A 25044-nucleotide genomic window follows, 5' to 3' on the forward strand; every position below is an offset into this window, starting at 1 on the left:
TATCTATACGCTCTGTATAAAATATTATCAGTATTCCGGTACAGCGATTATTATGAAGAAGATATCAGTTTTTATCAATTATTATTAAATTTTAAAGATGAATTTATTCAGGAAGATGCTTTGTATCTTTCCTATGATGCTGGTTTTCACGATTTAGATTTTATAAAAAATTTTATTGAGGAAAATAGAAATAAAAAATTTGTGAAACGATTTCTTGAATTTGTAGAAAAGATATAGCTAATTTCATAATGTATTTTAGATTGTTTAAATTTCTTACGTTTAATACTTAAGTGAACAAAAAGAGCACATAAGTTAAAAAAATCGAAGACTTTTTCTCTGCAGACTTTTGAAATACTTTACATAATCCAATAATAACCATGGAAGACCAATACATTTACACCGACGAATTTGGTAATGAATCTGTTTTTCTCAGAAGAAAATATTACAAACTTGTCTGTGCAACAATTACAGACTTTTTTGAAGAGCCGTTGCCGGAAAACGGGTTTCACATACATTTTTTAAATCTATTAAATACACTGGAAGATTATCACAACGTGTATATTATAACTACTGAAATGCCTTTCTACTGGGCAATTTGTATTATAGAGAATAACTGGACTATAAAGCATCTTCTAAAAAATAAAACAAACGAAGAATATCGGGAATGGTATATTCGCTATAAAAAAGAGAACGATATTGTCAGCTTTATCATTGAAGGAATTAATGAAGAAACTTACGAATTTACAAACAACGACGGCGATAAAAGCTTATTTTTAAGAAAGAAATACTATGAGTTTATTTGCAGCCTTGTTACAGATTTTTTTAAGAAACCTCTTGAATACAATTCGATGAATGCAGGCTTAATAAGTTCTCTTAATGCTTTATTTGCAGAAGGAAAACAGAAGGATGTCGACAGATTTATTGGGCAGGAAATTTATTGGGCAATGTCTGTTATTGAGGATAAGGAATTCCAAAACCTATTAATTTTTACAAACTCAGAAGAGTATAATGAATTTCTTGCTGACTTTCACAGGGAAAATAAAATAAATTCCTTTGTTATTCAGGAATTTAAATGAAGAAATATGCGGTAAGAATCTATCCTATATTTTGAAAATATATTAAATTATTGAAAATTAATAGATTGTATTTCTTTGTGATTAAAAAATTAATGAGTTTACAGGTATTTTAAAAGCAAATGTTGATAAAAGTAAAACAGAAAAATCTTTGAACTTAAATTTAATACATATTGGTTAATTTCTGAAAATATTTATGATTAAAAAAATTATCGAAGTCGACAATCTCATGCAGCAAATCGCTTCAAAATACAGGCTCGAAACTTTAAATAAAGAAAGAATAGAAAATCTCTGGGAAGAAGAAACTCTGAGAATCATGAAGCAGGCAACATTTATAAAAGACGATGCTTATTTTTATTTTTTAAGTCAATACGGAGGCTGCAATATTTATGGAGACGGTTTTGATGTTGGTATTTGTGGTTTCGACGACTGGCTGAATCCAAGTCTTTTGACCTCTCCGTTACTGAATGATGCAGATATCTATTTATTGGCAGATCATTATCAGGATCATCATGATGAGATAATTTTTTACGGATATCACGCTACACAGGAAAATGAAAATTCAATCTGGGTTTCTACTGAATTGGAGTCAGGATATCAACCGGTTTATAAAAACTTTATAGATTTGTTACAATATATTTTAGCAATTGAGGATGGAGAATAATATAATTTCCGGACTTTTTTATCAGAATGATTTTTTAAATTCCGACGAAGAAATAGCAATTCTTTCACAGATTGAAAAAGAAGAGTGGGACAACAATTTGAAGCGCAGAGTTCAGCATTACGGTTATATTTATGACTACAAAAAGAAAAATATCAGTCAGGGTGTAAGAAAAGGTGAACTTCCGGATTGGCTTCTGGCATTGGAAAAAAAGATTAAAACAACTTTTAATATAGAACAGTCTTTTGATCAGGTCATCATCAACGAATACGAACCGGGACAGGGAATATCAAACCATATAGACTGTGTACCTTGCTTTGAGGATGTCATCATTTCCGTAAGCTTACTTTCTTCCTGCGTGATGCAGTTTTCAAAAGATTCGGAAAAACATGAAATAATACTGAATCCCCGAAGCATTCTTTTACTCAGCGGAGATGCAAGATACCTCTGGAAACACGGGATCAAAGCCATAAAAAACGATCAATGGCAAAATACAGCAATCCCCAGAAAGAGAAGGATATCAATCACTTTCAGAAAGATAAAAAAATTTTAATTAAAGCTTATATTTTAATTTACAGTGCGTTTTTTTCTGTGGTATTTCATTTTCAATAAAAACTTCCTATATTTCGAAGAATTTAAAAATTTTAAAACCATGAAAAAAACACTATTCGTTTGTGCTGTTTTGTTTAACTTATCTCTTGTAAGCGCACAAACCATAGAATCGGGAAGCCGCAGTACAGCAGGATACATCAAAAGCAACGGAACCATTGAAAACAGCAGCCATTCCACAGTAGGGTATATTACAGGAAACGGAACGATTGAAAACAGCAGTCATTCTACAATCGGTTATATTAAAAGTGACGGTACCATACAGAACAAAAGCGGTTCTACAGTAGGCTACGTAAAAAAGGACGGAACCGTGGAAAACAGCAGTCACTCAACCATTGGTTATATTAAAGATAACGGAACGGTAGAAAACGGCAGTCATTCCACCATCGGTTATGCAAGCGGAATTAAAAAAGAATGGGCGGCAGTTGCATTTTTCTTTTTCAAGCTGAATTAATAAGCAAAATTTAGTTATAAACTTTACATCCGTCTAAGCAGATAAAACAAAATACTCCTGACAATCACTGTCCGGAGTATTCTTTTTATTAAGGGCAAAATAAGGGCGAAATAATAATTTTTTACATCAAAATTTGGTTTTATGAATTTTCCATGTCTTTGATATTTTTTTTCCACGTGAGGAAAAGATTCAGCACTTTAATGATTTTAAAGATGAAAATGAAGACAAAGAATGAAATAAGCGTTGTATAAATAGAGTAGTTCGGGAAAAATACATACTGAACAATAAAGGTTACAATATTCAGTGCTACAAAAGTTAAGGTAATTCTTTTGTGAGACAGTCCCAACTGCAAAAGATGATGATGAATGTGCGATTTATCTGCTTTAAATGGCGATTTTCCCCGCGATATTCTGTCCGCATACACTCTCACAGAATCAATAACAGGAATCGTGAATACAAAGAGAATAAAGAAAATTCCGTATGGAAACTCTTCCGAACTTCTGTCGAATTTCGTAATGTAAATTCCCAGACAGATCAACAAATATCCCAAAAATAAAGAACCCGAATTTCCCAGAAAAATTTTGTTCTTCAAAGAAAAATTATACCGTAAAAAAGCAGCAATACTTCCCACGAAAAGCAACCCGATTCTTGCCAGTCCGAAATGTCCTTCAATTAAAGCAATAACGAAAAACAAAGCAAAACCTACCCCTGCAACACTTCCTGCCAAACCGTCAATCCCATCAATCAGATTAAAAGCATTTACTGCCGTTGTAATGATTAGTACCGTAAGAATATACTGAAAATAAACATTCATTTCATGGATTCCGAAAAGTCCGTAAAGAGTGGTAATCCGGATGCCTGAAGTAGCAATAATCACACTCACACAAATCTGGATTCCTAACTTGTAGATCGCTCTGATGTCTGTTTTATCATCCAGCGTTCCCACAAAAAGCATAATGTAGGAAGTAATGATGATAGGAAGAATATCTTTCCAGCTTTTGTCATCAGAAATCCATAAAAGCAAAAAAACAACAAGCCCGATCACAAGACCTCCGATCAGCGGAATAGTAGTCTGGTGCACTTTTCTTGCATTGGGAACATCCACCAGCTTAATTTTCTGGGCAATCATTCTCATGAGCGGAATGACGCACATCGAAAGGATGAATGCAAGAATTCCGTATATAGAAAGTTCTACAAAGTTTTTCATAGCCTCGTTTTTTAGCAGTTTATTTAGAGTTGTTGAATAGTTTGATGTGCTTAAGATGCTCTACATTGTACTTTTCCAGAATTGCCTCATCAATTTCAGAGATTCTGGGCATAACATTGGTTTTCTTGCTGATAGTAAAGGTTTCTTCGATAAGCTGACTGTATTTTTTTGCGATTCTTTTCCAGGTATATCTTCTTTCCGCTATTTTCTTCATTGTTCCGGCGCAGAGTTCCAAATCTTCTTTGCTTACCTCCTCCAGAATATTTCTAAGCTCATTTTCATCCGAAAAATAAAAAGCCTGATTCTCGGTTGTCGTTCTGTTGTAAGAAACGCCGTTGCTGATGATCGGCAGACCTAAAAACATGGCTTCCACAAGCGAAGGATTGGTTCCTCCCGCAGAATGCCCGTGAATATAAAGAGAAGCATTTCCGCGGATCAGATCAATGGTTTCCTGTTCGTAAATAGGATCGAGCAGAAGAATATTTTTAAATCCTGAATACTGCTCTTTCAGATTTGTTCCGTACTCGCTGTTTTTCCAGTTTCCGACTAAAACCAACTTGCGCTCCGGAAGCGTGCTGAATACTTTTAAAATCGTATGGACATGATTTTCAGGTTCAATTCTGCATACTTTTACCGCATATTCTTCATTCAGGAAAGGGTATTTTTCAAGATTTTCGGCAGACGGAACACGGTTTATTTTCGTATGATCCGCTCCGTATTCAATAACGCGGCTTATTGTTTTATAGCGTACAGAAGTATAATCCTGAATAGATTCGTTATCCGAAATATCAATATGAGAAAACTTGACCGCCAGTTTTTCCGCCCACCAAAGATATAATTTTGCAGGAACAGACCATTTGTCTCTTTTCCATTCAATTCCGTCGATGGAAATAATAATTCTTTTATTGGTGAATAATTTTACTAATGGTAAAAGCCACGCTCCGGCAACGCCTAAAATCAGAAGAACATCACTTCGGAATAAAGCATGAAAAATAGACCATGTATCGTAAGGAATACTCTGGATTCCGTTGGCGTCTAAAGGAAGATACTTCAGTTCTGCCCCTTTCCAGCTTTCGATTCTCTCTTCCTTGCTGTATTTTTTTGAAGAACAGTATACCGTAAAATCATACGTATCGGAAAGCTCTTCCACAAGATGAGCCGTTAAGGTTTCGAAGCCTCCGTATTTCGCAGGCAGACCTACCGTTCCTATAATTGCTACTTTTGTCTTCATAATTATTTTATTTTAACATATTATGACTATTTGTGTTCCAAATTGTGTAAAATAATGTAACGTAATGAAAATGTGTTAATTATAATTTATTGAAAGTGTGCCGGATTTCCATAATCTGGAAATTGGATTATAAATTGGAAATTATATCCACAGATTTTCTCTCAAAATACGCCTCGGAAAACAGAAGACTTTTCTCGTAAGAAGCCTCGCTGAAGGATTTATAGACCGATGGATCCTTCAAAATGTAGTTTAATTTTTCAGAAAGTTCATTTGTGTGTTTAGAATCGATTAAAAAACCGTTTTTATTATCTTCAACCAGTTCTGTAACGCCTCCTACAGGCGCGACGATCGCAGGTAAGCCGTAACGCATTCCTTCCAGAATCGTAAGTCCGAATGTTTCCACCCAAAGATCAGGATGAGACAGGTTAAGAATCACGCTGGCTTCCTGATAAAAAGGATGCGTATCCGTTTGGGTAGGATAAATAATAAGCTGTTTTGGAATTTCTCTGCCTTTAAAATACTCCTGAATTTCCTTTTCCGTCGCATTCACCACAAGTTTGAAAATGTAAGAAGGATTTTTTTTGGCTAATTCCAGAAATTCGTCCACTCCTTTGTAAACTTTTAAAGAACAGATCATTAAAACCACAGGATTTTCTTTTTCCATATTTCGGAAATGGTCTGCCTTTTCGGCAAAATCGCTTTCCAGAACATTGTACAGCAATTCCTGATTGTTAATTAAAGATTCCTGTTTCAGAAGATATTCCGAAACAAAAACAATTTTATCGGCAGTCATTTTTGCTGTTCCGAAAAGAAAATTTTTAAATAGTTTCGGCTTTACCGAAGTTTCATGGATATGATAAATAATCTTACAGCCTCTCAGCTTTCCTGCAATTGCTGCTCCGAAAGGCAAAACCGTGTTGATGTAAACCAGATCACTTTTTTTCAGGAAAAAAAGCAATTTAATCATCAGAAAAAACTGACTCAGAAAGAAATTGAGAATTCTTATCAGCGCATTGGATGAAAAGCGATACCAGAACAGATGATTTTTCACCTTGGGAATATCAGACAAAAAGCCCTTTCTTCCGCCTGAAGTAAAAAGATGCACATCCATCCCGTTTTTTGTCCAGGATTTCAGAAGCTGCATCAGAACTTTCGGGCTTCCGCTGTAATCATTCAGAAGATGAACAGAGACAATTCTTTTCATGGCTAAATTTGGTTATAGATTGTATTGAGATGATCGCCTCTTTTTTCCCAGGAAAATCGGTCAAGGTAATGCTTTCTGGCTTCGATGCTCATTTTGTGCTGAAGATCTTTGTCTGAAAATAATTTCATTAAAGCATCGCTCAATTCCGTTACCGTTTGATCATATTCCTGCTGTGGAATAGTAAAACCGCATTTTTCGGTAATAAATTCTCCGGGACCTTCATTTTGAAGACTGACAACCGGAAGTCCGAAAGAAAGTGCTTCCGGAACCACCATTCCTGCTCCTTCATGAGACGGAAAAAGAAAAACCGAAGCTTTTTCATACATTTTCATCAGTTCTCTGCGGTCGATCCATTCAATGATTTCAATATAATTTTCAGCATTATTTTGCTGAATTAAATCTTTGTAAAACTGCTTTTGTTCGCCGGTTCCCACCAAAATTAACTTGCATTTCGCTTTTTCTTCTTCAGAAAGCCGACTGATAAACTGAATGAATGAACGGATCGTGAGATCAAAACCTTTTAACGGAACAAATCTTCCTACGCTGATTACGGCAAAATCTGATTTTACCGCCACTTCATCTTTTTGATAAAAATCTTCCGAAGCAACCGAAGGATAAAGCGAATACTGATCTTTTTTAACTTTAAGCTTCTCCGGAACTCCGCTGTTCATGCACCAGATGTGATTAGAATACTGAACTGTTTTCTTCAGAGAAGGCGAAAGTTTCCAGAAAAAGTTTTTCACCATCCATGTTAAACGGTCTTTAAGGAAATATTTTTGGGAATAATCTTTCAGATATTGTTTAGGAATAAGAGGATGATGTCCTACAGGTCCCCAAACCAAAGGCTTTTTTAATTTCCATAAAAAACTTGGCGTCCAGTCGTTATGAAAATTCACATTGTGGGCAATGTCAAAATCCACCTTCTGTTTTTTTACAAATGAAACAATGCCTCGTTGCCATAGATAATAATATAGAAGCGCACCGCGACCTCCCTTTTTCCAGAAACGCATCCAGTAGGGAAGATCAAAATAAAGGAAATTCATGTTCTGATACAACGGATCTGGATTTTCCTTCATGTATTTTTCAATATGTGTTTTATTGTTTTCTCTCGTTACTACAAAAACTTTACGGAATCTGGCGATATGATACACAAAATTCCATCCCATCGCATCTTCCGATCCTTTATACGGATTGATGGCGTAGCACGTTGCAAGTATCGTCTGATTGGTTTTCATGGGTTCTTGTTTTTAAAAGTTTAGCGGGAACTCCGCCGATAATGCTGTTGTCCGGAAAAGATTTCGTAATTACACTTCCTGCAGCCAGAATACATCCGTCTCCGATTTCCACACCGTCCAGAATGGTGACTTTACTTCCGATCCAGCAGTTTTTCCCGATTTTTATTCCTTTTCTGTTAACGCCCTGAAGCCGGATTGATGTTTCAGGATCTTCATAATTATGATTTTCGGGGTGACAGCTCAGATATTGTCCTACAATGCATTCGTCTCCGATTTCCAGTCCTCCGGAACCGCCGAGATAAGCAAATTCTCCGATCCCGACATTGTTTCCTATTTTTATTTTTTCTCCGATATTGTTAAAAGAGGTGGAAACAATCACTCTGCTGAAAGCGCCTATCGATACATTGTCTCCAAATTCAATTCCCTGTTTTGCAAGGGCAGAAACATACACATCATTTCCCAGACGCAGAAACTTTCCCCATTTTATTTTAGAAACATTAAAGAAACTTACTCTTTTGCCTAGAAGCATTCCTTTGGGATTTCTGAAAGAGAGAAGCATCCTGAAACCTCTGATGATGCTCCAGAGCTGGATCCAGATAAACTGCAGAACCGCTCCGGAGTTCAGATCATCATCTATAGTAAAGTAGGGACTTCTTAGTTTTATGATTTTTACGACAAGCTTTTTCATCTCTCTGTGATTATTGTGTTCATGATCGTTCCTAATGTCACATCAAGATCATTGTTTTCGATTGCTAAGTACTTCACTCTCTGACTCTTTCTCTCCAGTTTAGAGAAAAGGGAACTGTACTCTGAAGTAAGGTCGCAAATCGAGTGATACGAAAGTTCTTTTTTTCTGCTAAGTATTTTTTCAGGCGCGGCGTACAGGAAGAAGTTGAACTCCGGCTTCATCAGGAAATGATATCCTGTCTCCGTTACGGATTTCGGAAGCTGAATGTTGCTTCTTCTTGCATCGGCAATAAAATCGAAATAATACCTGTCGTATAAAACTATTTTTCCCCTCAAAACATATTTTGTGTAAATAACAAACTGTCCTAAAATATAATCTGTATAATAATATCCGAATCTCAATAAGGAAGAAAGGGAGTTTTTGTTGTTTCCCTGCCTTGGCAGAGAATTTACCGCGTCCTCATGTGCTTTTTCCTTTCCTTTTGTCCATACACTCAGGATGGGAAGTAGAGAAGGTCTGTGTCTCAGTATTTTTACAGGTCTTCTGTAACGTTTTTCAATCAGTTCAGAAACTTCCGAGATCACGGTAGATTTTCCGGCTCCGTCCACACCGCTGAATGTGATGATGAATCCTTTTTCTGCAAACGAATCTTTTAAATAATGAACAATATTTTTAAAATAACTGAATCCTCTGTTTTCGTTTTTCATTTTCAGGGTTTTAATGGTAAGTTCTCTGTCGGTTATTTTGTTTGATTTTAAATGTTCTGAAACAAATTTCTCATACGTTTCAGGAATTTCTGCATCGTTCAGGCTGTAAAACAGATCAATAAATCGGGAAGTGTCTTTTTCTGAAACTTTATAAACACCAAATCTGTTTTTTCTTCTGTTTTCAATGATTTTTGAAACCTCCATGATTTGTATATGCTTCCATTTTACCTGATGAATAAGATCCAGATTAAGAATTTCGTTTTGAAGCGTAACGATTCTTACCGTCTGCATAAAAGATTTTTTCACCGTTGAAACTTTCTGTACGAGACTGTGTCCGGATAAATAACTGACTAATTTCTGGGCGTTATCAGAAGAAATAATCAGATCAATATCAGAATTCAGCTTCAGCTTTTCCGGTTCTTCGTTGTGAAATTTCAAAGCCGCATAATCGGTATGGTAAAGCGCATCGAAAGTATCTAAAATGACCAGTTCTCTTTCGGTAGAATGGTTTTTAAGAATGATATTTAAAGCTTCATTCCATGTTTTTAACAGCCAGTGAATCTGAAGATGCCATTCTTCCTGTGCCGCATAAATGGTAAGGTAAGACAATGTGTTCGTCAGAAGATAGTATTTTAGATACTTCTGAAGGTCTTCTTCGCTGAACTGGAAGGTTATTTTATTCTTTTCTTCAATCTCTGCATAAATTTCTTTCCAGCTTTTTTTCTGGATTAAAATTCCGTTCTGAATGATAAAATGAAAAAAATCGAACGCTTTTGGTTTTTCTGTGGAAGACAGTTCCCAGTCGTAAACAGCAAGCTTTTCATTTTTTACATAACAGTTCCATGAAGTAAAATCTCCGTGCGAAAAGGTAACGTCAATATTTTCGTCTTCGTTGGTGTGTTTCAGGATTGCTTTTATCTTTCGAATGATATTTTTCGGAATTCTCTCGTCTTCAATGTTTAAAAACAGTTCTTTTACACTTTGAAAATGCTTCCATTCCGATATTTTTACGCTTCTTTCATGGTGTAAGGAAATCATTTTCAAAGCTTCCGCATGAATTTTCGTAAAAGAATTTTCACGCATTCCGCCTTTTGAAATATCAGATAATTTAAGAATGTTTTCGTTAATCATGGAAGCTTCCGGAACCTGCAATACATTGCCAGAAATAATTTTTCTCAGATTTCTGTTTTCTGTAGCAATCAGATTTTTTGCAGAATCTGTTTCCGCGATCTTGTAAAAATATCCTCCGCTGAACAGAAGTGCCTTATTGTTGGGACCAACAGTTCCTGTAAAAATAGCCCAGTCGTTTTCGATATTAAAAACCGGCTCACTGTTTTTTACATAATAAAGAACCTCTTTCTTAAAAACAATTTTCTGTAAACGCAGCGCAAAAACCGTTTTTACCAATACCTCGAAAAGTTTTGCTTTCGGTGTGGCTGCATTGTAAAATTTTAGAAATAAAGGCTTTGAGGAATCTGAGTTCCAAAACCACCTTACTGTTCCGTCAGGATTTTTGATGTATGAAAAAGAGATTTTCTTGCTGTTCTCTTCCTGTTTTGTAAACAATCTGTACCCTGTATTTCTAAATAATGCTTTCATGATGATTATTGATATACCAAAATAGTATAAAAATATCTGCCAAAAAATTAAAATACTGATAATTAATTAGTTATTAATTTTTTAATTAAATTTAAATTCCAAAATATGGAAAAAATATCGTTCTGTGGAAATTTAGTCCGGCAGTAATTCCGGTCTTTTTTTCTTCAGGATGATTTTCTGTAATCTTGTAAGATGACTGTTGTTGCGGAATGCAATGGAAAATATAATGATCTGATAGAACATGATCCCATAATTACTTTCCCCAAAAATTCCAAATTCTGTAAAGGAATTGATCACGATCGGAATAAGAATCCCGATGAGCATCAGTTTCAGTTCCTTCTGTTCAGACAATATGGATTTTACGGTAAAAAACACCTGAAAAAGCACAATGGTAAACCCGATAAATCCAAGGTTCATGAGAACCTGCATAAAAGTATTGTGCGTCATTTTTCCCGGATAGGTATGTGCACTCTGGAAAAACTCTTTGTAATCGATCCTCATAAAGCCAAAACCCAAAAGCGGCTCTCTGGGTAAACCTTCCGTAATTAAAGCCTGCCAAAACGGAAGTCTTCCGGTAAGACTCATAATCTCTTCCAGCCTTTCCTGATCGCCGCCTTTCAGAATAACGCTGTACACTGCGAAAGGTGCAACCATGGCAACAAGTGCAATAATGGCAAATTTCAGGGTTTTCTTTTTGGTCTGGTTGATATGGAAGAACACAATCAGCAAAAATCCGATAAGAGAAGATCTCGATCCGGTCATAAATAAAGCATATAAAATGACAAGGATTTTTATAATGGTCCAGACTTTCTTTTTAAAGCGGTAAAGATCAAAAATTAGACAGGCAGAACCCACTCCGGCAAGCATTCCAAGCTCGTTGGGATTCATCATTGTTCCGCCCAGTCTGGCTTCTTCGCCACCATCTGTAAGCCGGAAAAATACATCGGGATTAATCCACATTCCGATGACAAAAACCAGTTGCAGAACGAAAACGGTGTTTCCCAGAAGATGGTAGAGTCTGATGTTGTGACCTTCGAAATAAACGTCTAAAATTTTCAGACTTTTTACGAAAAAATAAGCAAAAACAAAGCTCTGAAAAGTCATGAACCATTGTAAAGCGCTGAATCCCGGATTGGTACTCCACGAAAATGAAATAAAGCCCAAAATTAAGTAGCAGATGTATAAAATGGGCGAAAATATATTTTTGTATTCTAAAGAATTAATGCTTCCGTAATTAATAATCTTCCGGTAAACCAGAATAGAAGAGATCATCACGCCCATTCTTCCGACTACTTTGATGGCTCGTGTAATGTTTACATTTTCGCTCCACGTAAAAAAACACGCCACCATAAGCAGCAGAATAATAAACAGCTGGTTGTTGAGCTTTTTAAGAAATTGCTGATGATGAAGAGGTAACGTTTCCATTTCAGCAGTTGTAGAGTTTGGTATTCATTTCATCAAGAATCTTGTTCCAGTCAAACGCTTCTTCTACCATTTTTACCGCATTTCCACAGATCTTTTCATAGTTCTGCCGGTCTTTCCATATTTTGGAAATTTCGAAAAATGCTTTGGTAAGGAGTGCTGTCTGAGGCGACGGAATATTGATTCCCGCATTGTATTGTTCAACAAGATAGCCAATGTTGGTATTTTTGGTAACAATACAGGGTTTCCCGAAATTTGCGGCTTCGATTACGGAAACCGGCAATCCTTCGTTTCTTGAGGGGTGCACAAAAACGTCCATCTTTTTCAGGAGATCGTTTTTTTCTTTGCCAAATTTACTTCCGAAAAGGATTGTTTTATTCTCAATTCCCAATGATTTTATCTTTTGGTGAAGCTCAGCTTTCTCGTCGCTGTCGCCTACAATCCACAATTCAGAATAAGGATCCGCTTTAGAAAATTCAGCAAAACTTTCGACAAGCAGATCCAGACCTTTTGTGTAAATATCCAGCCGTCCGACAAATCCGAAGATCAGCGTTTCCTTTTGGGAACTGAAAGAAAAGTCATCTTTTACTCTTTCAAAACCGTATGGAATCAAAGTGCCTTTTCGGGTCGGATAAATCGACTGTAAACCCTCCATTTCGCTTTCGCCGATGCAGTGAATTTTTGATGCGTTTTTAATAACGGTTTTTTCAAATAATTCAAAATATACTTTTTTGGCAAGTATACTTTTCTGCATTGCGACTGCGTTGTACGCACCGTGTGGCGTAATGATATATGTAAAATTGTGTTTTCTTAAAAATCGGCTTACTGTGGCAAAAACAGGAATCCATCCGCCGTGAAGATGAAAAACCGTAGATCCGCTGCTGTTTATAATTTCTTTCTGAAGATCTTCCGGAATGGAAAACGGATTTTTTTTCCGTTTAAAAATCTTCGTTTTAAAGTTTCTTTCGGGGTAATTGATCTCTGTGTTTTCGGAAATTCCCCAAACTTCTACATTTTGCCTGTTTTCAGCCTGTTTGGTCGCGATGTTGTACACGACTTTATTCACGCCGTTCATCTTTTCAGGATTTGCTTTTCCCAATATCAAATGTACTATGCCCATACCGAAATCTGTTTTCTGTTAAGTAAAATTTTCCAGTACACGATCATTAGAATCTGATTGATTACAAGACCTGCAACTGCGCCGTAAAGTGCTCCGTATTTCAGTAAAAAATGAAAACTGAGTAATGAAAACACAAACGAAATGCAATATCCTGTAAAAAAAGCTTTATTCTGCTCCAGAACTCTTATGGAAAGTCGGGTAGGATAGCTGTACAAAATCACAACATATAATACCGAAACCAGTTTAATCACAAAACCATACTGCTTATATTGTTCTCCGCCCAATAACGTAATTAAAGGTTCTGAAAAAATGAAGAAACCGATGATCAGAATTCCTAAAGCCATCATTCCTTTCGACATACTGAAAAGCAGGGATTTTTTTTCTTCTTTTTTGTCCTGATAATGAAGCTGGGCTGTTTTCGGAAGGTAATAATTTTCAACGGTCTGAAGAATGACATTAATAACCCCGAAAAATGACTGAACCAGCCTCAAAGCTCCCAAAGCATTAACTCCTAAGTAAATTCCGGCAACGAGCGTGAAAAAATTACTGGAAAACCACTGAACTATAGAAGCGCTCAAAAGCCACTTTCCTTCTGTAACATGATAATGAAAAAGGGAAGCATTTTTTAAACTGAATTCTGCATTTTTCACACAATACCAAACTCCGGGAAGGGAAGCAATGGCGTTGACGATAGCAATAATCAGAAGACTTTTTCCTAAATCAAGACTGTTTTCAAACCAGATTAAAGGAAAAACAAGAAGGAAGATGCTGTCGATAAAAAGCACCAATTGTATGCGGTCTATCGTAAGCAGAACCTTTCTCAGGAAATCCTGAAAAACGTATGCCGCCGCAAAAGCGATGATCGCCAATAGATTATCTTTAAAAAACGCCATTGCAGAAACGGGCAGGAATTTAGCCATCAACAGTAAGGCAGAGAAAATCATTATTAAAACTATTGAAGCCTGAAAAACAAAGCCCAGCGATTTTTTAGTGAATTCTTTGGCTGCCAGAATCTGGAAAGGCTGTACTACAATGGCGTTGCAGATGCCTACCAAAAGATACGTCACCAAAAGCACAGACGAGAACAGACCAAAATCTGAAATATTCAGTTTTCGGGCAAGCAAAAACGTCAGAAGAAAATTTGTTCCGCTGAAAATCAGCTGGTCTGCGAAAACCAGAGATGTGGGTCTGCGAAATATTTCTGTAAGCTTTTTCACGATCTTTTTCTGTTTATAAAACTTTTAATGGAGGTCATTAAACTCGGGTTATAGCCTTCTTTATTAAGCACAAACCAAAGATTCGTCAGTTTGTATTCATCCTTAAGAAGTTCTACGTTCATAATGGTTTTTTCGGCTGTTTTCCGGCTGTCTAAAACAAACAGATTTTCATCTGCCATTTTCAGGAATAATAGAGGCAGTTTGCCTTGTTTTATCGACTGATTGTTGATGATGCAGAGATCATTTCCTGTCATTTTTTCACGGATCAGATTTTCAATATCCGTGGAAGTTAATCTTAAGTTTTTTTCTTCTGAAAAGTCGATATAATCGATGTTTTCAATATTTTCTAAATTTCCCGCTACATCAATTACCAGTACTTTTCTGGATTGCGCCTGTAAGGCTTTTATGATATTTTTTGAATGAAACCTATGCTGTTTCGATTTATCATATGAAGTGATGCAGATGAGATTTTTATCTTTAATGATTTCTTTAAGCTCCATTTCCAGAACATTTTCGAGGAAATGATGCATTGTTTTTTCACGGTTTTTGATGAAAGGAGTGGTGAATGCAACAGTAATCGAACTGTTTTTTTCGACGGTATAGACATCATTCACTTTCGCTTTGGCAAAATGTACAGCGTAGATCAGAGCAATAGATCCGATCATGCTCATAATGGCTGCAACAATGATGATGATGGAGCGCATCGGCGAAACAGGCTGTTTCGGCAGTTCTCCTCTCGTAATAATTTTATGAAAAGAAATTTTCGCCGCTTTGGCAATTTCTGCGTCTATTCTTTTTTCGTTCAGGAAGTTGTAGTTTTTTTCGTAAAGATTGAACTCACGATTCATAATATTCAGCAGTTTTTCCTTTTCCGGAAGACCGATGAAAGCCTGTTCTGCAATCTGAATATCGCGGTTGATATCGTTATATTTGATCTGCAGGTTTCTCTGTGTGTTTCTTATACTTTCGGTCTGATAATCAGTAAGATCTTTTATTTTAGAATCAATAATCTTTACTTTTTCATGTTCCGGAGTGTAGGTTAAAAGAAGTTCCTTTTTTTCCGCCTGAAGCTGCTTCATATTTTTTACCATTTCGGTTGAAAGAAGGTCGTTGAATGCTTCAAAATTTGGTGCAAGTTCGAGATAGTTGTCTTTACCTTCAGAAATATAATCATTGAGATTTTTTATCGCATCCAGATTCATTTTCAGATTGCTTTTCTGAATTTTAAGCTGGGAAATTTTTCTCAGATCAGTTTCTGTTTCCTGCGGAATATTGATGATGTTTTCTTTGTTTCGGTAATTTTCTATACGGTTTTCTGCACCGGAAAGCTTATTGTTTGCCTGTCCGATTTCATTTTTCAGAAAGTCAACCGTTGTATTTGCGGCGCGGTATTTATTTTCAATATAATCCTGAATGTAGGTTTCTGCAAGTGTGTTTACCAAAAGGCTTGCTTTTTCTGGAACGTTGCTTTTATAATTGATTCTGATGACAGGAACATCTTTGTCTACGGAAACAATATCCAGATTTTTATTTACTTTATCCAAAAGTTTTTCTCTGCTCAGGAATTCAACTTCATACTGATCGACAATTTTGGCATCAGGTTTAGACTGAAGGTAGCTGTCGTTTTTACTGATCAGAATTTTTCCTCCTTTTATGGCTGTAGGAACTCCGAAAGTCCCTTTTACTTCTTTGGCAGAATCGGAGGCTTTTATTGTAAAATTCTGATTTGAAGTTATATTAATGATAAATTTTTTATCGTAATTTTTTTCATCGTTTATAATGCTTTCCACTTTTATCGGAGAATCGCTGAACAATTCTACGGAGCGTACTTTTCCTTTTCTGTAAATTTCGGTAGAAAAGGGGAGTTTTTCCAGTGTTTTTTCAATTAATGACGTCGATTTCAGAACCTCGATTTCTGTGCTTATTTTGTTTGGCGTGGCAAAAACATCGAAATCTTTGAAGAGATTCGCGCTCGGAACGCCTTCCTGTGTGTCTGCAAGCTTCAGTTTTGCGGTGCTTTCGTACATCGGCGTTACATAGTTGAGGTATTTTTTTGCTGCCAAAACCGCAATAATCATGGCAAGAACGACGATAGGAAATCCTCGTAACAGCGGTTTCAGAAATCTTACATTCTCGTTGTTCATGGTCATTAAATTTTATAATAATCCTATCAGAATCGCGGCTGCGGAAGTAACGGTTGCAAAAGGAATAATGGTGGAAATTCTCTTATCAAAATCTTTGCTTTTCTTGGAAGGAACAATGATGTAATCTCCCGGATGAAGAAGGATATTCTGGTTCGGAACATCTTTCATTTTGGTAAGGTCAATATTGGTAACGCGAACGTTTTCGCCTTCCTGTCTCAGAATTTTAATGGATTTTAAATTGGCGTACATTTCAAATCCTCCTGCTTTTGAAACAAGTTCCAGCAGAGTGTTATGATCTTTATCTACCTGAATTACCGCCGGATTTCTCACTTCGCCCATTACGGCAATTTCTTTGTTCAGAACTTTAACGTCCACAATAGGATTTACCAGCCATTTTTTAAGCTTTGTTTTTATTTCTTCCTTCAGTTCGGGAAGAGATTTCCCTACAACGGGAGTTGTTCCCAATTTTGGAATTTCTATATTTCCGTTGATGTCTACCAGAAGCCATTTTCCGTATACTTCATTGGAGTTGTAAATTCCGTATACAGAACCCACACTCAGATCATCCTGTCCCCAAACGGAAAGCGTAATTTTGTCGTCTTTACGGATTCTGTATTCATAGCTCGGATCATAGCTGAAATCCTGCATGTTTCGGGAAGGCTGTTCCTCTTCCAGTACGTTGTAGGTTTTACAGGATACCAGAAGCATCAGGAAACAGAAGGATAAGATGAGTTTTTTTAACATAAAATCTTAAAATAAAACTGAAAAGAATTTTCTAAAACCTTTGCGCTGGTTCTGAGACATTTCTTCCTTGATTTTTACTATTTTTTCTATGGTATCCGTCATTCTTTCGCAGACATTGGCATCTTTTACAATATAATCGAAGGCACCGTATTTCAGAGCGTTTACCGCAGTGTCGATATTTTCCTGTGCAGAAACCATGATAACGTAAATGTTCGGATCGTATCTTTTTATCTTTTTTAAAACCTCGAAACCGTTAAGATCTTCCATATTGTGATCCAGGAAAATAATATCGGGTTTCTGGTAAAGCTCATCCAGACATTCTTCTCCGCTGCTGAATGAGGAAATATCTTCATAATGATTGTTTTTCAGATACTGCTCGTAAACGGTGGCGCAAAATCTGTCGTCATCTACAATAAAAAACTTTAATTTTTTGTGATTTGTTTCCATCTTTTTTATTTGAAAACAATAACGCGATTCCTGTGCCTTTATTTAATTACTTGAAAATCAATGCATTAATTATTTTTTTAATTCCAAAATATGGAAAATATCTTTATTTTGGAAAGGGTTTATCTAATTTCCCGTTCCAGTTGTTTTATTGTCTTGAAGAGTGTTTCCTTTACTTCCAGAAACATAGTGTACAGTTCAGGGAAATCGGTCTGTTGCTCTTTGGATTTTACTTCAAGATCTTTTACGGTTTCTTTGATGGAGTAGATTCCCACGCCTTCAATACTTGGTTTTATTCTGTGAATGAGGCGTGCTATTTCGGCATAATTTTTCTCTTCAAAAGCTTTTTCCACCATCGGAATGGTTTCCTGGGTCTGCGTGATGAATATGGACAGCATTTTTTGAATAAACTCATCATTTCCGCGGCTTAAAGCCTGAATGTTTTTGAGATCATAAAGAATTTTTTCTTCTTCCGGATTATCGGTTTTTGATGTATTTTGCATTTTAATATTTTTATAAATAATTTTCAGCAGTTCGTCCTCGTCAAAAGGTTTGGTGATGTAGCTGTTCATTCCTGCAGCAATGCAGTTGTCTATTTCTGTTTTAAAAGCATTGGCGGTAAGCGCAATGATAGGAGTGGTAAGTCTGAAGTCTTTTCTTAAAATTTTAGTGGCTTCTATCCCGTCCAGTTCAGGCATCTGAATATCCATCAGAATAATATCAAACTGCTCTTTTGAAAGAATATCCACGGCTATTTTTCCGTTGTCTGCTTTTGTCACTTCGCATCCGAAATGCGTCAGAGAATTTTCTGCAACCAGCTGATTGAGTTCGTTGTCTTCCACAAGCAAAACGCGTGTTCCCTCGATGGAAATGTGCTCTTTCACTTCGATGTTTTTGGATTCCGATTTTCCGATGCTTTTAGTCATATCCAGAAAAATGCTGATCTCTGTTCCTACATTTTTTTTACTTTTAATCTTTATTTCTCCTTTCATAAGATAAATCAGTTCCCGTGTAATTGCCATACCAAGACCGGTTCCGCCGTATTTTCTCGAAATAGAGCTGTCTTCCTGATTGAATTTTTTAAAGATCTGCTTTACATACTCTTCGCTCATCCCGATTCCGGTGTCGGTGATTCGGATTTCAAGATTCTGATGGTCGGGAAAATCCTTTCTGACGTTGCATTCCAGGCATATTTCGCCGACATTGGTGAATTTGAGAGAGTTTCCGATGATGTTGTATAAGATCTGTTTTATTTTGAGCGCATCGGCTTTAAATTCAGAAAAAAGATCATCCGAAAATTTGGCTTTCAACAGTATTTTTTTCTGTCTTGCTTTAGGCTGAAGAATACTGATGATGTTACTAATGCATTCTTTCAGTGAGAAAACGGTGTTGTCCAGAGACATCTCACCGGATTCTATTTTGGAAATATCGAGGATGTTATTGATAATGGACAAAAGATGCTGTGCCGCGTTGAAGCTGTTTTCTACAAACTGGCTCTGTGTGGTTGTGAGATCCAGCCTTTTAAGCTCTCTTAGAAAACCTATGATCGCGTTCAGCGGTGTTCTGATCTCATGGCTCATATTGGCTAAAAAGACTTCTTTTGCTTTAGAAGCTTCAATAGCTTTAGATTTTTCCTGCTTGAGATCTTCTTCCAGTTTTTTCTGGTCGGTGATGTCGAGATGAATTCCTATGGAACCTAAAAGATTTCCATGATCGTCATAATTTGGTGCACCGCTGATTGCCCACCATCTCAGTTCGCCTCTTTTATTTTTTATCGGAAGCTGATAAACACTGGATATTCCTTTTTCCCTCAGCTCGATCTGTTCCTGTATAAATTCCAGATTGGCTTCTCCCTGCACGAAAAGCTGTGAAGGATTTTTACCAATAATTTCATCCAGTTCAAAGCCCGAAACGTTGCAGAAGCTTTGGTTGGCATACCGTACAATCTCGTCATTATCCACCTCAATAAGTCCGAGATTCATATTCGCGATAATATTGCGGTATTTTTCTTCCTGACGCTTTATATTGTCCTGCGCTCTTTTTCTTTCTTTAAGCTGTTCGGCGAGGTATAAAGAAAGCTCTTTAAGGTCTTTATTTTTTTTGGTATCAAAAGCAGAATCCAATAGGCTTAAAGATTCATAAAGACTTGAAATGGATTCCTGTTTGAGTTCATTTTCTTTTTTCAGATCATTAAACAGCTCTTTGTATTCTTTTTCGCTCTGTCTGAATGCATGATCGGTTAACTCCTTGTCCCGTTCAAAAGATTTATAGGAATCGTTGACTGCGTTAATGAAATTGTTAAACTGCGGATGATTTTTGAAATCTTCCGTCAGATATTTTTTGATCTGTCTGCTGAGTAAATTGTGCAAGTCGGTTTCCATGGTTATTCCGTTTCATTTACAGTGGTTATGGTAATGGTCTGATTATGAAGCGCGCATTCCCCGAAAGGTTTAACCGGAGAAATTTCACCGTAAGAATAGAAGCCGTTAAGAGCGGTCTTGGTGCCTAAAACGTCTCTTACAATCTCTACTTCTTCGGAAACCCTTTCTCCCAACACCATTTTTCTTCCCACACAGCTTACAATAATTGCCAGCTTTGGATCCGGATTCATCTGAAGGCATCCATGCGCAGCATCATTTGCTGCATCGATGAGACGGTCCAGATTGGCTTTCATAAATCGTACGCGGCTTCCTTCCGGCAGATCTCCCGCAAAAATCATCATATTGCTTTTTTCATTAATGGAGAGAATTGTTCTTACCACCGGAGCAGAATTTTCGTCGAGTTTTAAAGATAACGGAAAGAGCAGGGCAGAACTTGGAAGTTCTTCTGCATATTTACCCAGATAATTTTTATAGAGGTCTAAAGCATTTTTATTGTCTATTTCTACGAGGATGTTGTTTTGGGATTTTGTAACGGTTCTTTCCAGTCCGAAACTTTCCCAGCCTCCGAATGATGCGTGAGAAAGCTCTAATTTTTCACCATAGAAGCCAATGGCAACGATTTTATTGCATACGGGAACCTCATTAAGACCGACAACGGTTTTCTCAAAACGATCTCCGTCACCTGCCAATCCGCCGGAAATTAAAACTCCTTCGGGACGCCCTTCATTAAGTCCTTTTACCAGTTGGCTTCCATTTACTTTACTTCCGTCCGAAAGTACAAATACCCACCTGAGATTTTCGTGACAAAGATTTTTAAAAAGTGCTTTTCCAGCTTCATAGCTGTTCTGAAAATCATTAATATCAATCTGCTGTGTTTTGATGTAAGATGAAGAAAATTCAATGGCGGTAACTGTTACGGTTTCATCAAAAACTTCATTACAGAAAATTTCTCCTGAAGAAGAAGATAAGGCAATTTCTGCATCTGGAAATTTTGCTTTCATTACCTCAAAAAAATCAGGGTTTTCAAGGGTATTCCGGCAACCGTATCCCAAAACAAGCTGAGCTTTCTGATAGTCCAGATTTTCATCATTTATTTCAGATTTCCAGATTCCGTCGGCAAAAAGTAGTTTAGCGACTTTCATGTATTATTTAGTTTTTTTAAGGTCTACGCTGTTAATAAGATTATAAACGGTTGATTTTCCGATGTCTAATATTTTAGCTGTTTTAATGACGTCATTGTTATTTTCTCTCAGAAAGTGAAGAATAATGTCCGTTGTATACTGTTTCAATGTTTTTTGCTCGGAAAGAAAAACTTCGGATTCTTTTTCAAGGCTGTAAAAGCTGATGTCATCCGCAGTTATTTCATTGCTTTCCGCCATTACGCAGGCAAGATCGATAACGGATTTAAGCTCTCGGATATTTCCCGGAAAGCTGTATTTCATGAGTTTTTTTCTTGCATCGGAAGCTAAAATCAAAGGTTTGCTTTTGTTTTCTTTGGCAAAAAGATCAATAAAATGTTTGGCAAGAATTAAAGTGTCCTGATCCCTTTCTCTGAGCGGAGGTAATTCTATCGGAAGACCGATAACCCTGTAGTAAAGATCTTCTCTGAAGTTTCCTTTCTTTACTTCATTTGCGAGATTTTTGTGGGTGGCAATAATGAGTCTTACGTCCAGTTTTATTTTCTGGGTTCCGCCGACTCTTGTAATTTCTCTTTCCTGCAACGCCCGAAGAAGCTTGCTTTGAAGGTTGAGATCGAGTTCTGCGATCTCATCCAGAAAGATAGTTCCTCCGTTTGCCTGTTCAAATTTTCCTACCGATTTATCTGTTGCTCCTGTAAATGCTCCTTTTTCATGACCGAAAAATTCACTTTCCACCAGATCTTTAGGGATTGCTGCCATGTTTACGGCAACAAAAGGCTTGTTTTTTCTGGAAGAATGATAATGTATTGCTCTTGCAACCACTTCTTTCCCGGTTCCTGTTTCTCCGGTTACAGAGACGTTGATATTGGATTTCAGAGCTTTATTGATTTTTGAGAATATGCTTTTGATGGATTCACTCTGTCCGATAATTGTTTTCTCAAAGCTGTATTTTTTTTCGAGTTCATCTTTCAGTTCTTCAACTTCCTGTTTTAGCGAGATATTTTCTCTCAGGCGGATAATGGAACTCCACAGAAGTTCTTTGGTGTGTTCGTTTTTTACGATGTAATCTTTTGCGCCCTGCTTCAGGAAATCAATGGCTACGGAAATGTTTTCCTGACCGCTGATTACAATGATCGGCAGATCCGGATAAAGCGTTTTGATCTGTTTGAAAAGATCATCTCCCTGAATATCCGGTAAACCAAAGTCTATACAGATGATGTCAGGATTCCTGTAAAGCTCGGAAAGGCATTCTTTGCCGGAACTGTAAAGAAAAACTTCATAATCAGGATTAAGCTGAAGATGATATTTAAGCATTTCTCCGAAGAAGGGATCGTCATCCACAAGGAAAATTCTGACCATCATGATATTTGTTAAAAATTCTGATTAAAAGTAGAATTTTTTCTTTACATAATGAAATATTTTAATTAATATCTCAACGTTAATCCTTTGTGGGTGGGTTTTTCTGATTGTTTTGTGTTGATTTTTTTGGAGTTATACAGATTTTACAGATCAATAAATTCATCTTATTAAAACTGTGTAAATTTGAAATTCCTGATGAATAGTAGGATTGGAGGGTATTTAAATAATATATTTCTGTTTCATTTAAGTACGATAACAACATGAAATTTTTAATAAATGGATCATGATTTTAAAATCCACAAATTACTTTACAGAAGTCTTTGGCTGATTATGATGTGATTTCTTAAAAAATGTTATAATTCTTTAAGCTGTAATTTTTTTATTTAGTTTTGTTTAATATAAAGTTTAAACTCAAATGGATATGATAAAAAAATACAGATTACTGGAGCGTTTTTAATGTTGTTTTGTTCGCAGAAAGTTTTTTCTCAGCATAATTCCGGCGATGATACTCTGAAATTTAAGAGTGAAAATATTAAGAGAAATACTCAGGAAAAAGTAACAGTTTATATAGGAAATGTCTCTGTAGTATCACCTTATATAAATTTTGATGCTGCTGAAAAAGTAATAGTAGATGAAAATAAAAATGAATTAAAAATTTATAAGCCTAAAAAATTTAAGATTATCCATCTTGAATCTCTGTCTAAAAAAGGAGTAAGGTCTGAGGATGAGCCTATTATTTATTACACCGATACTAAGGCACTTATTATATAATATAAAAATAAAACCTGCTGTAAAAGCAGGTTTCTTTATTTTAAAACTGAAAATTTAATGTCCGGCTTTTGTGCCTTCCTCCTGCTTTACATGACTCAGGTACTTCGTACAATAAGCTCCGAAGATCAGGATTACAATATAACAGAATACAGGAATGATGAAAGAGTGCTGTACCCCGAAAATATCGGCTAAATATCCCTGAAAAACAGGAACAATAGCGCCTCCCAGAATTGCCATAACCACCAGAGAAGAACCCTGACTTGTGTATTTTCCCAATCCTGAAATAGCGAGAGTGTAAATATTTGAGAACATGATTGAGTTAAAGATTCCTATTCCCAGAATGCTGTACATTGCCAGTTCGCCATGATTAAACATTGCAGAAATCAATAACAGAACATTAACTCCCGCAAATATAGATAAGGTTCTCGCCGGAGCCGATTTTCCGATAAAAAACGCGATAAAATTTAAGGCAATAAAAACTAAAAAGAAGCTGATCTGAGAAAAACTAAGATCTACAATGCTGAAAATAACCAAAAATACAGCGATAGCCGCTCCCAACATATATAAAGCTTTTTTTGCCTGACTGATTGACTGATTCAGGGAAATTGCGCCTAAAAATCTTCCGATCATCGCGCCTCCCCAATACAGGGAAAGATAATTTTTGCTTACCACTTCAGAAAGATTCATCACCTGTGGCTGCTCCAGAAAACTAATGATGAAACTTCCCACTGCAACTTCGCCTCCTACGTAACAGAACATGGTAAGAACTCCAAATTTCAGATGGTTGTGCTGCAAAGCTCCGAATCCTTTTACAATTTCTTCCCCCTTTACCTGAAAGTCCGGAAGTTTAACTCTTGAAATAAGCAAAGCTACCAAAAGCAGAATTACTGCAAAAATGAGATAAGGAATTTTCGTTGCCGCTGCACTGAAAGATCCGTCCGGAGCGGAAAACAATTCAAAAATTAAATGTCCGCCTAAAACCGGAGCAATTGTGGTTCCGAAGGCATTGAACGCCTGTGTCATGTTCAGGCGGCTGGATGCAGATTCTTCCGGACCCAAAAGCGAAACGTAAGCATTTGCCGTAATCTGCAAAACGGTAAATCCTAACCCTAAAATAAATAAAGCTCCCAAAAATAATCCGTAGGAAGAAAAACTTGCAGCAGGGTAGAAAAGTACACACCCTAAAGCGGCAAGAAAGATCCCGAAAATGATTCCTTTTTTGTAACCTACTTTGTCAATAGGATCTCCTTTTGTGGTGGAGATGAGGAAATAAATCAGTGAACCGATGAAGTAAGCTCCGAAAAAGCAGAACTGTACGAGCATAGATTCAAAGAAAGTAAGCTTAAAAAGCTGTTTCAGATAAGGGATAAGAATGTCGTTCATACAGGTGATGAATCCCCACATAAAAAACAATAGTGTAATGGTAATCAACGGAACAGTATAGTTTCTGCTGCCCGTTTTAGCATCATTTATCATAAATTCATATATATTAAAGTTTAAAGATAGTTGGTTTATTTAATAAATTATCATTTCGAGACAATAAATTTAACCGTTTAAGCAAAGAATTTTTAATATGATAAATATTTATGACCATCAAAGATTTAATAGTATTTATTGTGAATATAATCACTGTAT

The 25044-nt window shown here is 36.4% G+C and carries 22 protein-coding genes; 6 read left to right on the top strand and 16 right to left on the bottom strand.

The features are described from left to right. From DD829_RS24185 to DD829_RS15690, 5 genes are all read left to right on the top strand, one after another. Positions 1-237, top strand: a 237-nt coding sequence (locus DD829_RS24185; protein ID WP_228408219.1) for a hypothetical protein, incomplete at its 5' end; no start/stop codon positions are given. A gap of 140 nt (positions 238-377) precedes the next feature. Then, positions 378-1076, top strand: a complete 699-nt coding sequence (locus DD829_RS15675; protein WP_116547917.1) for a hypothetical protein — start codon at positions 378-380, stop codon at positions 1074-1076. 193 nt (positions 1077-1269) lie between these two features. Continuing rightward, entirely contained in the window at positions 1270-1737 is a 468-nt protein-coding gene (locus DD829_RS15680) for a hypothetical protein (protein ID WP_108408783.1), read from the top strand. Next, positions 1727-2287, top strand: a complete 561-nt coding sequence (locus DD829_RS15685; RefSeq protein WP_108408784.1) for an alpha-ketoglutarate-dependent dioxygenase AlkB — start codon at positions 1727-1729, stop codon at positions 2285-2287. The genes DD829_RS15680 and DD829_RS15685 overlap by 11 nt, the downstream gene beginning before the upstream one ends. 99 nt (positions 2288-2386) lie before the next feature. After that, complete coding sequence (locus DD829_RS15690) at positions 2387-2797, top strand: 5-fold beta-flower protein (RefSeq protein WP_108408791.1); 411 nt, start codon at positions 2387-2389, stop codon at positions 2795-2797. A gap of 139 nt (positions 2798-2936) precedes the next feature. Here DD829_RS15690 and DD829_RS15695 read toward each other — a convergent pair whose 3' ends face one another. The 15 genes from DD829_RS15695 to DD829_RS15765 all read right to left on the bottom strand — a co-directional run bounded on the left by DD829_RS15695 (position 2937) and on the right by DD829_RS15765 (position 22641). Next, positions 2937-4004, bottom strand: coding sequence for a glycosyltransferase family 4 protein (locus DD829_RS15695; protein ID WP_108408785.1), 1068 nt, complete (start codon positions 4002-4004; stop codon positions 2937-2939). A gap of 19 nt (positions 4005-4023) precedes the next feature. After that, positions 4024-5235 carry a DUF1972 domain-containing protein gene (locus DD829_RS15700; protein ID WP_165796535.1) on the bottom strand — a complete coding sequence of 404 codons (1212 nt, stop codon included), beginning with the start codon at positions 5233-5235 and terminating at the stop codon, positions 4024-4026. Positions 5236-5362: 127 nt separating this feature from the next. Further along, on the bottom strand, positions 5363-6439 hold the full coding sequence (locus DD829_RS15705; RefSeq protein WP_108408787.1) for a glycosyltransferase family 4 protein: 1077 nt from the start codon (positions 6437-6439) through the stop codon (positions 5363-5365). Between the two features lie 2 nt (positions 6440-6441). Further along, positions 6442-7674 (bottom strand): glycosyltransferase, encoded by a 1233-nt coding sequence (locus DD829_RS15710; RefSeq protein ID WP_108408788.1) that lies wholly within the window; start codon positions 7672-7674, stop codon positions 6442-6444. Then, positions 7622-8362, bottom strand: a complete 741-nt coding sequence (locus DD829_RS15715) for an acyltransferase (protein WP_108408789.1) — start codon at positions 8360-8362, stop codon at positions 7622-7624. Before DD829_RS15715 ends, DD829_RS15710 begins: the two co-directional genes overlap by 53 nt. Further along, positions 8359-10668 (bottom strand): hypothetical protein, encoded by a 2310-nt coding sequence (locus DD829_RS15720; protein ID WP_108408790.1) that lies wholly within the window; start codon positions 10666-10668, stop codon positions 8359-8361. Before DD829_RS15720 ends, DD829_RS15715 begins: the two co-directional genes overlap by 4 nt. A gap of 132 nt (positions 10669-10800) precedes the next feature. Further along, positions 10801-12093: an O-antigen ligase family protein gene (locus tag DD829_RS15725; RefSeq protein WP_108409686.1), complete on the bottom strand. Its 1293-nt coding sequence runs from the start codon at positions 12091-12093 to the stop codon at positions 10801-10803. A gap of 1 nt (position 12094) precedes the next feature. Then, positions 12095-13210, bottom strand: coding sequence for a glycosyltransferase family 4 protein (locus DD829_RS15730; RefSeq protein WP_108409687.1), 1116 nt, complete (start codon positions 13208-13210; stop codon positions 12095-12097). Further along, positions 13201-14427 carry a lipopolysaccharide biosynthesis protein gene (locus DD829_RS15735; RefSeq protein WP_165796606.1) on the bottom strand — a complete coding sequence of 409 codons (1227 nt, stop codon included), beginning with the start codon at positions 14425-14427 and terminating at the stop codon, positions 13201-13203. The genes DD829_RS15730 and DD829_RS15735 overlap by 10 nt, the downstream gene beginning before the upstream one ends. Continuing rightward, entirely contained in the window at positions 14424-16571 is a 2148-nt protein-coding gene (locus DD829_RS15740; protein WP_165796607.1) for a GumC family protein, read from the bottom strand. The genes DD829_RS15735 and DD829_RS15740 overlap by 4 nt, the downstream gene beginning before the upstream one ends. A 12-nt stretch (positions 16572-16583) precedes the next feature. Further along, entirely contained in the window at positions 16584-17315 is a 732-nt protein-coding gene (locus DD829_RS15745) for a polysaccharide biosynthesis/export family protein (protein ID WP_108409690.1), read from the bottom strand. Between the two features lie 6 nt (positions 17316-17321). Then, complete coding sequence (locus DD829_RS15750; protein ID WP_108409691.1) at positions 17322-17762, bottom strand: response regulator; 441 nt, start codon at positions 17760-17762, stop codon at positions 17322-17324. A gap of 119 nt (positions 17763-17881) precedes the next feature. Continuing rightward, entirely contained in the window at positions 17882-20140 is a 2259-nt protein-coding gene (locus tag DD829_RS15755) for a PAS domain-containing hybrid sensor histidine kinase/response regulator (RefSeq protein WP_108409692.1), read from the bottom strand. A 2-nt stretch (positions 20141-20142) separates the two neighbouring features. Beyond that, complete coding sequence (locus tag DD829_RS15760; RefSeq protein WP_108409693.1) at positions 20143-21282, bottom strand: FIST signal transduction protein; 1140 nt, start codon at positions 21280-21282, stop codon at positions 20143-20145. Positions 21283-21285: 3 nt separating this feature from the next. Next, positions 21286-22641, bottom strand: a complete 1356-nt coding sequence (locus tag DD829_RS15765) for a sigma-54-dependent transcriptional regulator (RefSeq protein ID WP_076390497.1) — start codon at positions 22639-22641, stop codon at positions 21286-21288. Between the two features lie 453 nt (positions 22642-23094). Between DD829_RS15765 and DD829_RS15770 the strand changes: the two genes are divergently transcribed. Continuing rightward, positions 23095-23409 (top strand): hypothetical protein, encoded by a 315-nt coding sequence (locus DD829_RS15770; RefSeq protein ID WP_116547918.1) that lies wholly within the window; start codon positions 23095-23097, stop codon positions 23407-23409. Positions 23410-23463: 54 nt separating this feature from the next. Here DD829_RS15770 and DD829_RS15775 read toward each other — a convergent pair whose 3' ends face one another. Beyond that, a complete protein-coding gene (locus DD829_RS15775) occupies positions 23464-24885 on the bottom strand; it encodes a sugar MFS transporter (protein WP_108408604.1) in 1422 nt (473 codons plus the stop codon). Positions 24886-25044 lie beyond the last annotated feature (159 nt).

The organism is Chryseobacterium sp. HMWF035, from assembly GCF_003094695.1.
Classification (GTDB): domain Bacteria; phylum Bacteroidota; class Bacteroidia; order Flavobacteriales; family Weeksellaceae; genus Chryseobacterium; species Chryseobacterium gambrini.

Bases quoted from the DNA above. Each gene is read 5' to 3' on its own strand.
- DD829_RS15675 (WP_116547917.1), top strand. From the start codon at position 378: ATGGAAGACCAATACATTTACACCGACGAATTTGGTAATGAATCTGTT.
- DD829_RS15680 (WP_108408783.1), top strand. From the start codon at position 1,270: ATGATTAAAAAAATTATCGAAGTCGACAATCTCATGCAGCAAATCGCT.
- DD829_RS15685 (WP_108408784.1), top strand. From the start codon at position 1,727: ATGGAGAATAATATAATTTCCGGACTTTTTTATCAGAATGATTTTTTA.
- DD829_RS15690 (WP_108408791.1), top strand. From the start codon at position 2,387: ATGAAAAAAACACTATTCGTTTGTGCTGTTTTGTTTAACTTATCTCTT.
- DD829_RS15695 (WP_108408785.1), bottom strand. From the start codon at position 4,004: ATGAAAAACTTTGTAGAACTTTCTATATACGGAATTCTTGCATTCATC.
- DD829_RS15700 (WP_165796535.1), bottom strand. From the start codon at position 5,235: ATGAAGACAAAAGTAGCAATTATAGGAACGGTAGGTCTGCCTGCGAAA.
- DD829_RS15705 (WP_108408787.1), bottom strand. From the start codon at position 6,439: ATGAAAAGAATTGTCTCTGTTCATCTTCTGAATGATTACAGCGGAAGC.
- DD829_RS15710 (WP_108408788.1), bottom strand. From the start codon at position 7,674: ATGAAAACCAATCAGACGATACTTGCAACGTGCTACGCCATCAATCCG.
- DD829_RS15715 (WP_108408789.1), bottom strand. From the start codon at position 8,362: ATGAAAAAGCTTGTCGTAAAAATCATAAAACTAAGAAGTCCCTACTTT.
- DD829_RS15720 (WP_108408790.1), bottom strand. From the start codon at position 10,668: ATGAAAGCATTATTTAGAAATACAGGGTACAGATTGTTTACAAAACAG.
- DD829_RS15725 (WP_108409686.1), bottom strand. From the start codon at position 12,093: ATGGAAACGTTACCTCTTCATCATCAGCAATTTCTTAAAAAGCTCAAC.
- DD829_RS15730 (WP_108409687.1), bottom strand. From the start codon at position 13,210: ATGGGCATAGTACATTTGATATTGGGAAAAGCAAATCCTGAAAAGATG.
- DD829_RS15740 (WP_165796607.1), bottom strand. From the start codon at position 16,571: ATGAACAACGAGAATGTAAGATTTCTGAAACCGCTGTTACGAGGATTT.
- DD829_RS15745 (WP_108409690.1), bottom strand. From the start codon at position 17,315: ATGTTAAAAAAACTCATCTTATCCTTCTGTTTCCTGATGCTTCTGGTA.
- DD829_RS15750 (WP_108409691.1), bottom strand. From the start codon at position 17,762: ATGGAAACAAATCACAAAAAATTAAAGTTTTTTATTGTAGATGACGAC.
- DD829_RS15755 (WP_108409692.1), bottom strand. From the start codon at position 20,140: ATGGAAACCGACTTGCACAATTTACTCAGCAGACAGATCAAAAAATAT.
- DD829_RS15760 (WP_108409693.1), bottom strand. From the start codon at position 21,282: ATGAAAGTCGCTAAACTACTTTTTGCCGACGGAATCTGGAAATCTGAA.
- DD829_RS15765 (WP_076390497.1), bottom strand. From the start codon at position 22,641: ATGATGGTCAGAATTTTCCTTGTGGATGACGATCCCTTCTTCGGAGAA.
- DD829_RS15770 (WP_116547918.1), top strand. From the start codon at position 23,095: ATGTTGTTTTGTTCGCAGAAAGTTTTTTCTCAGCATAATTCCGGCGAT.
- DD829_RS15775 (WP_108408604.1), bottom strand. From the start codon at position 24,885: ATGATAAATGATGCTAAAACGGGCAGCAGAAACTATACTGTTCCGTTG.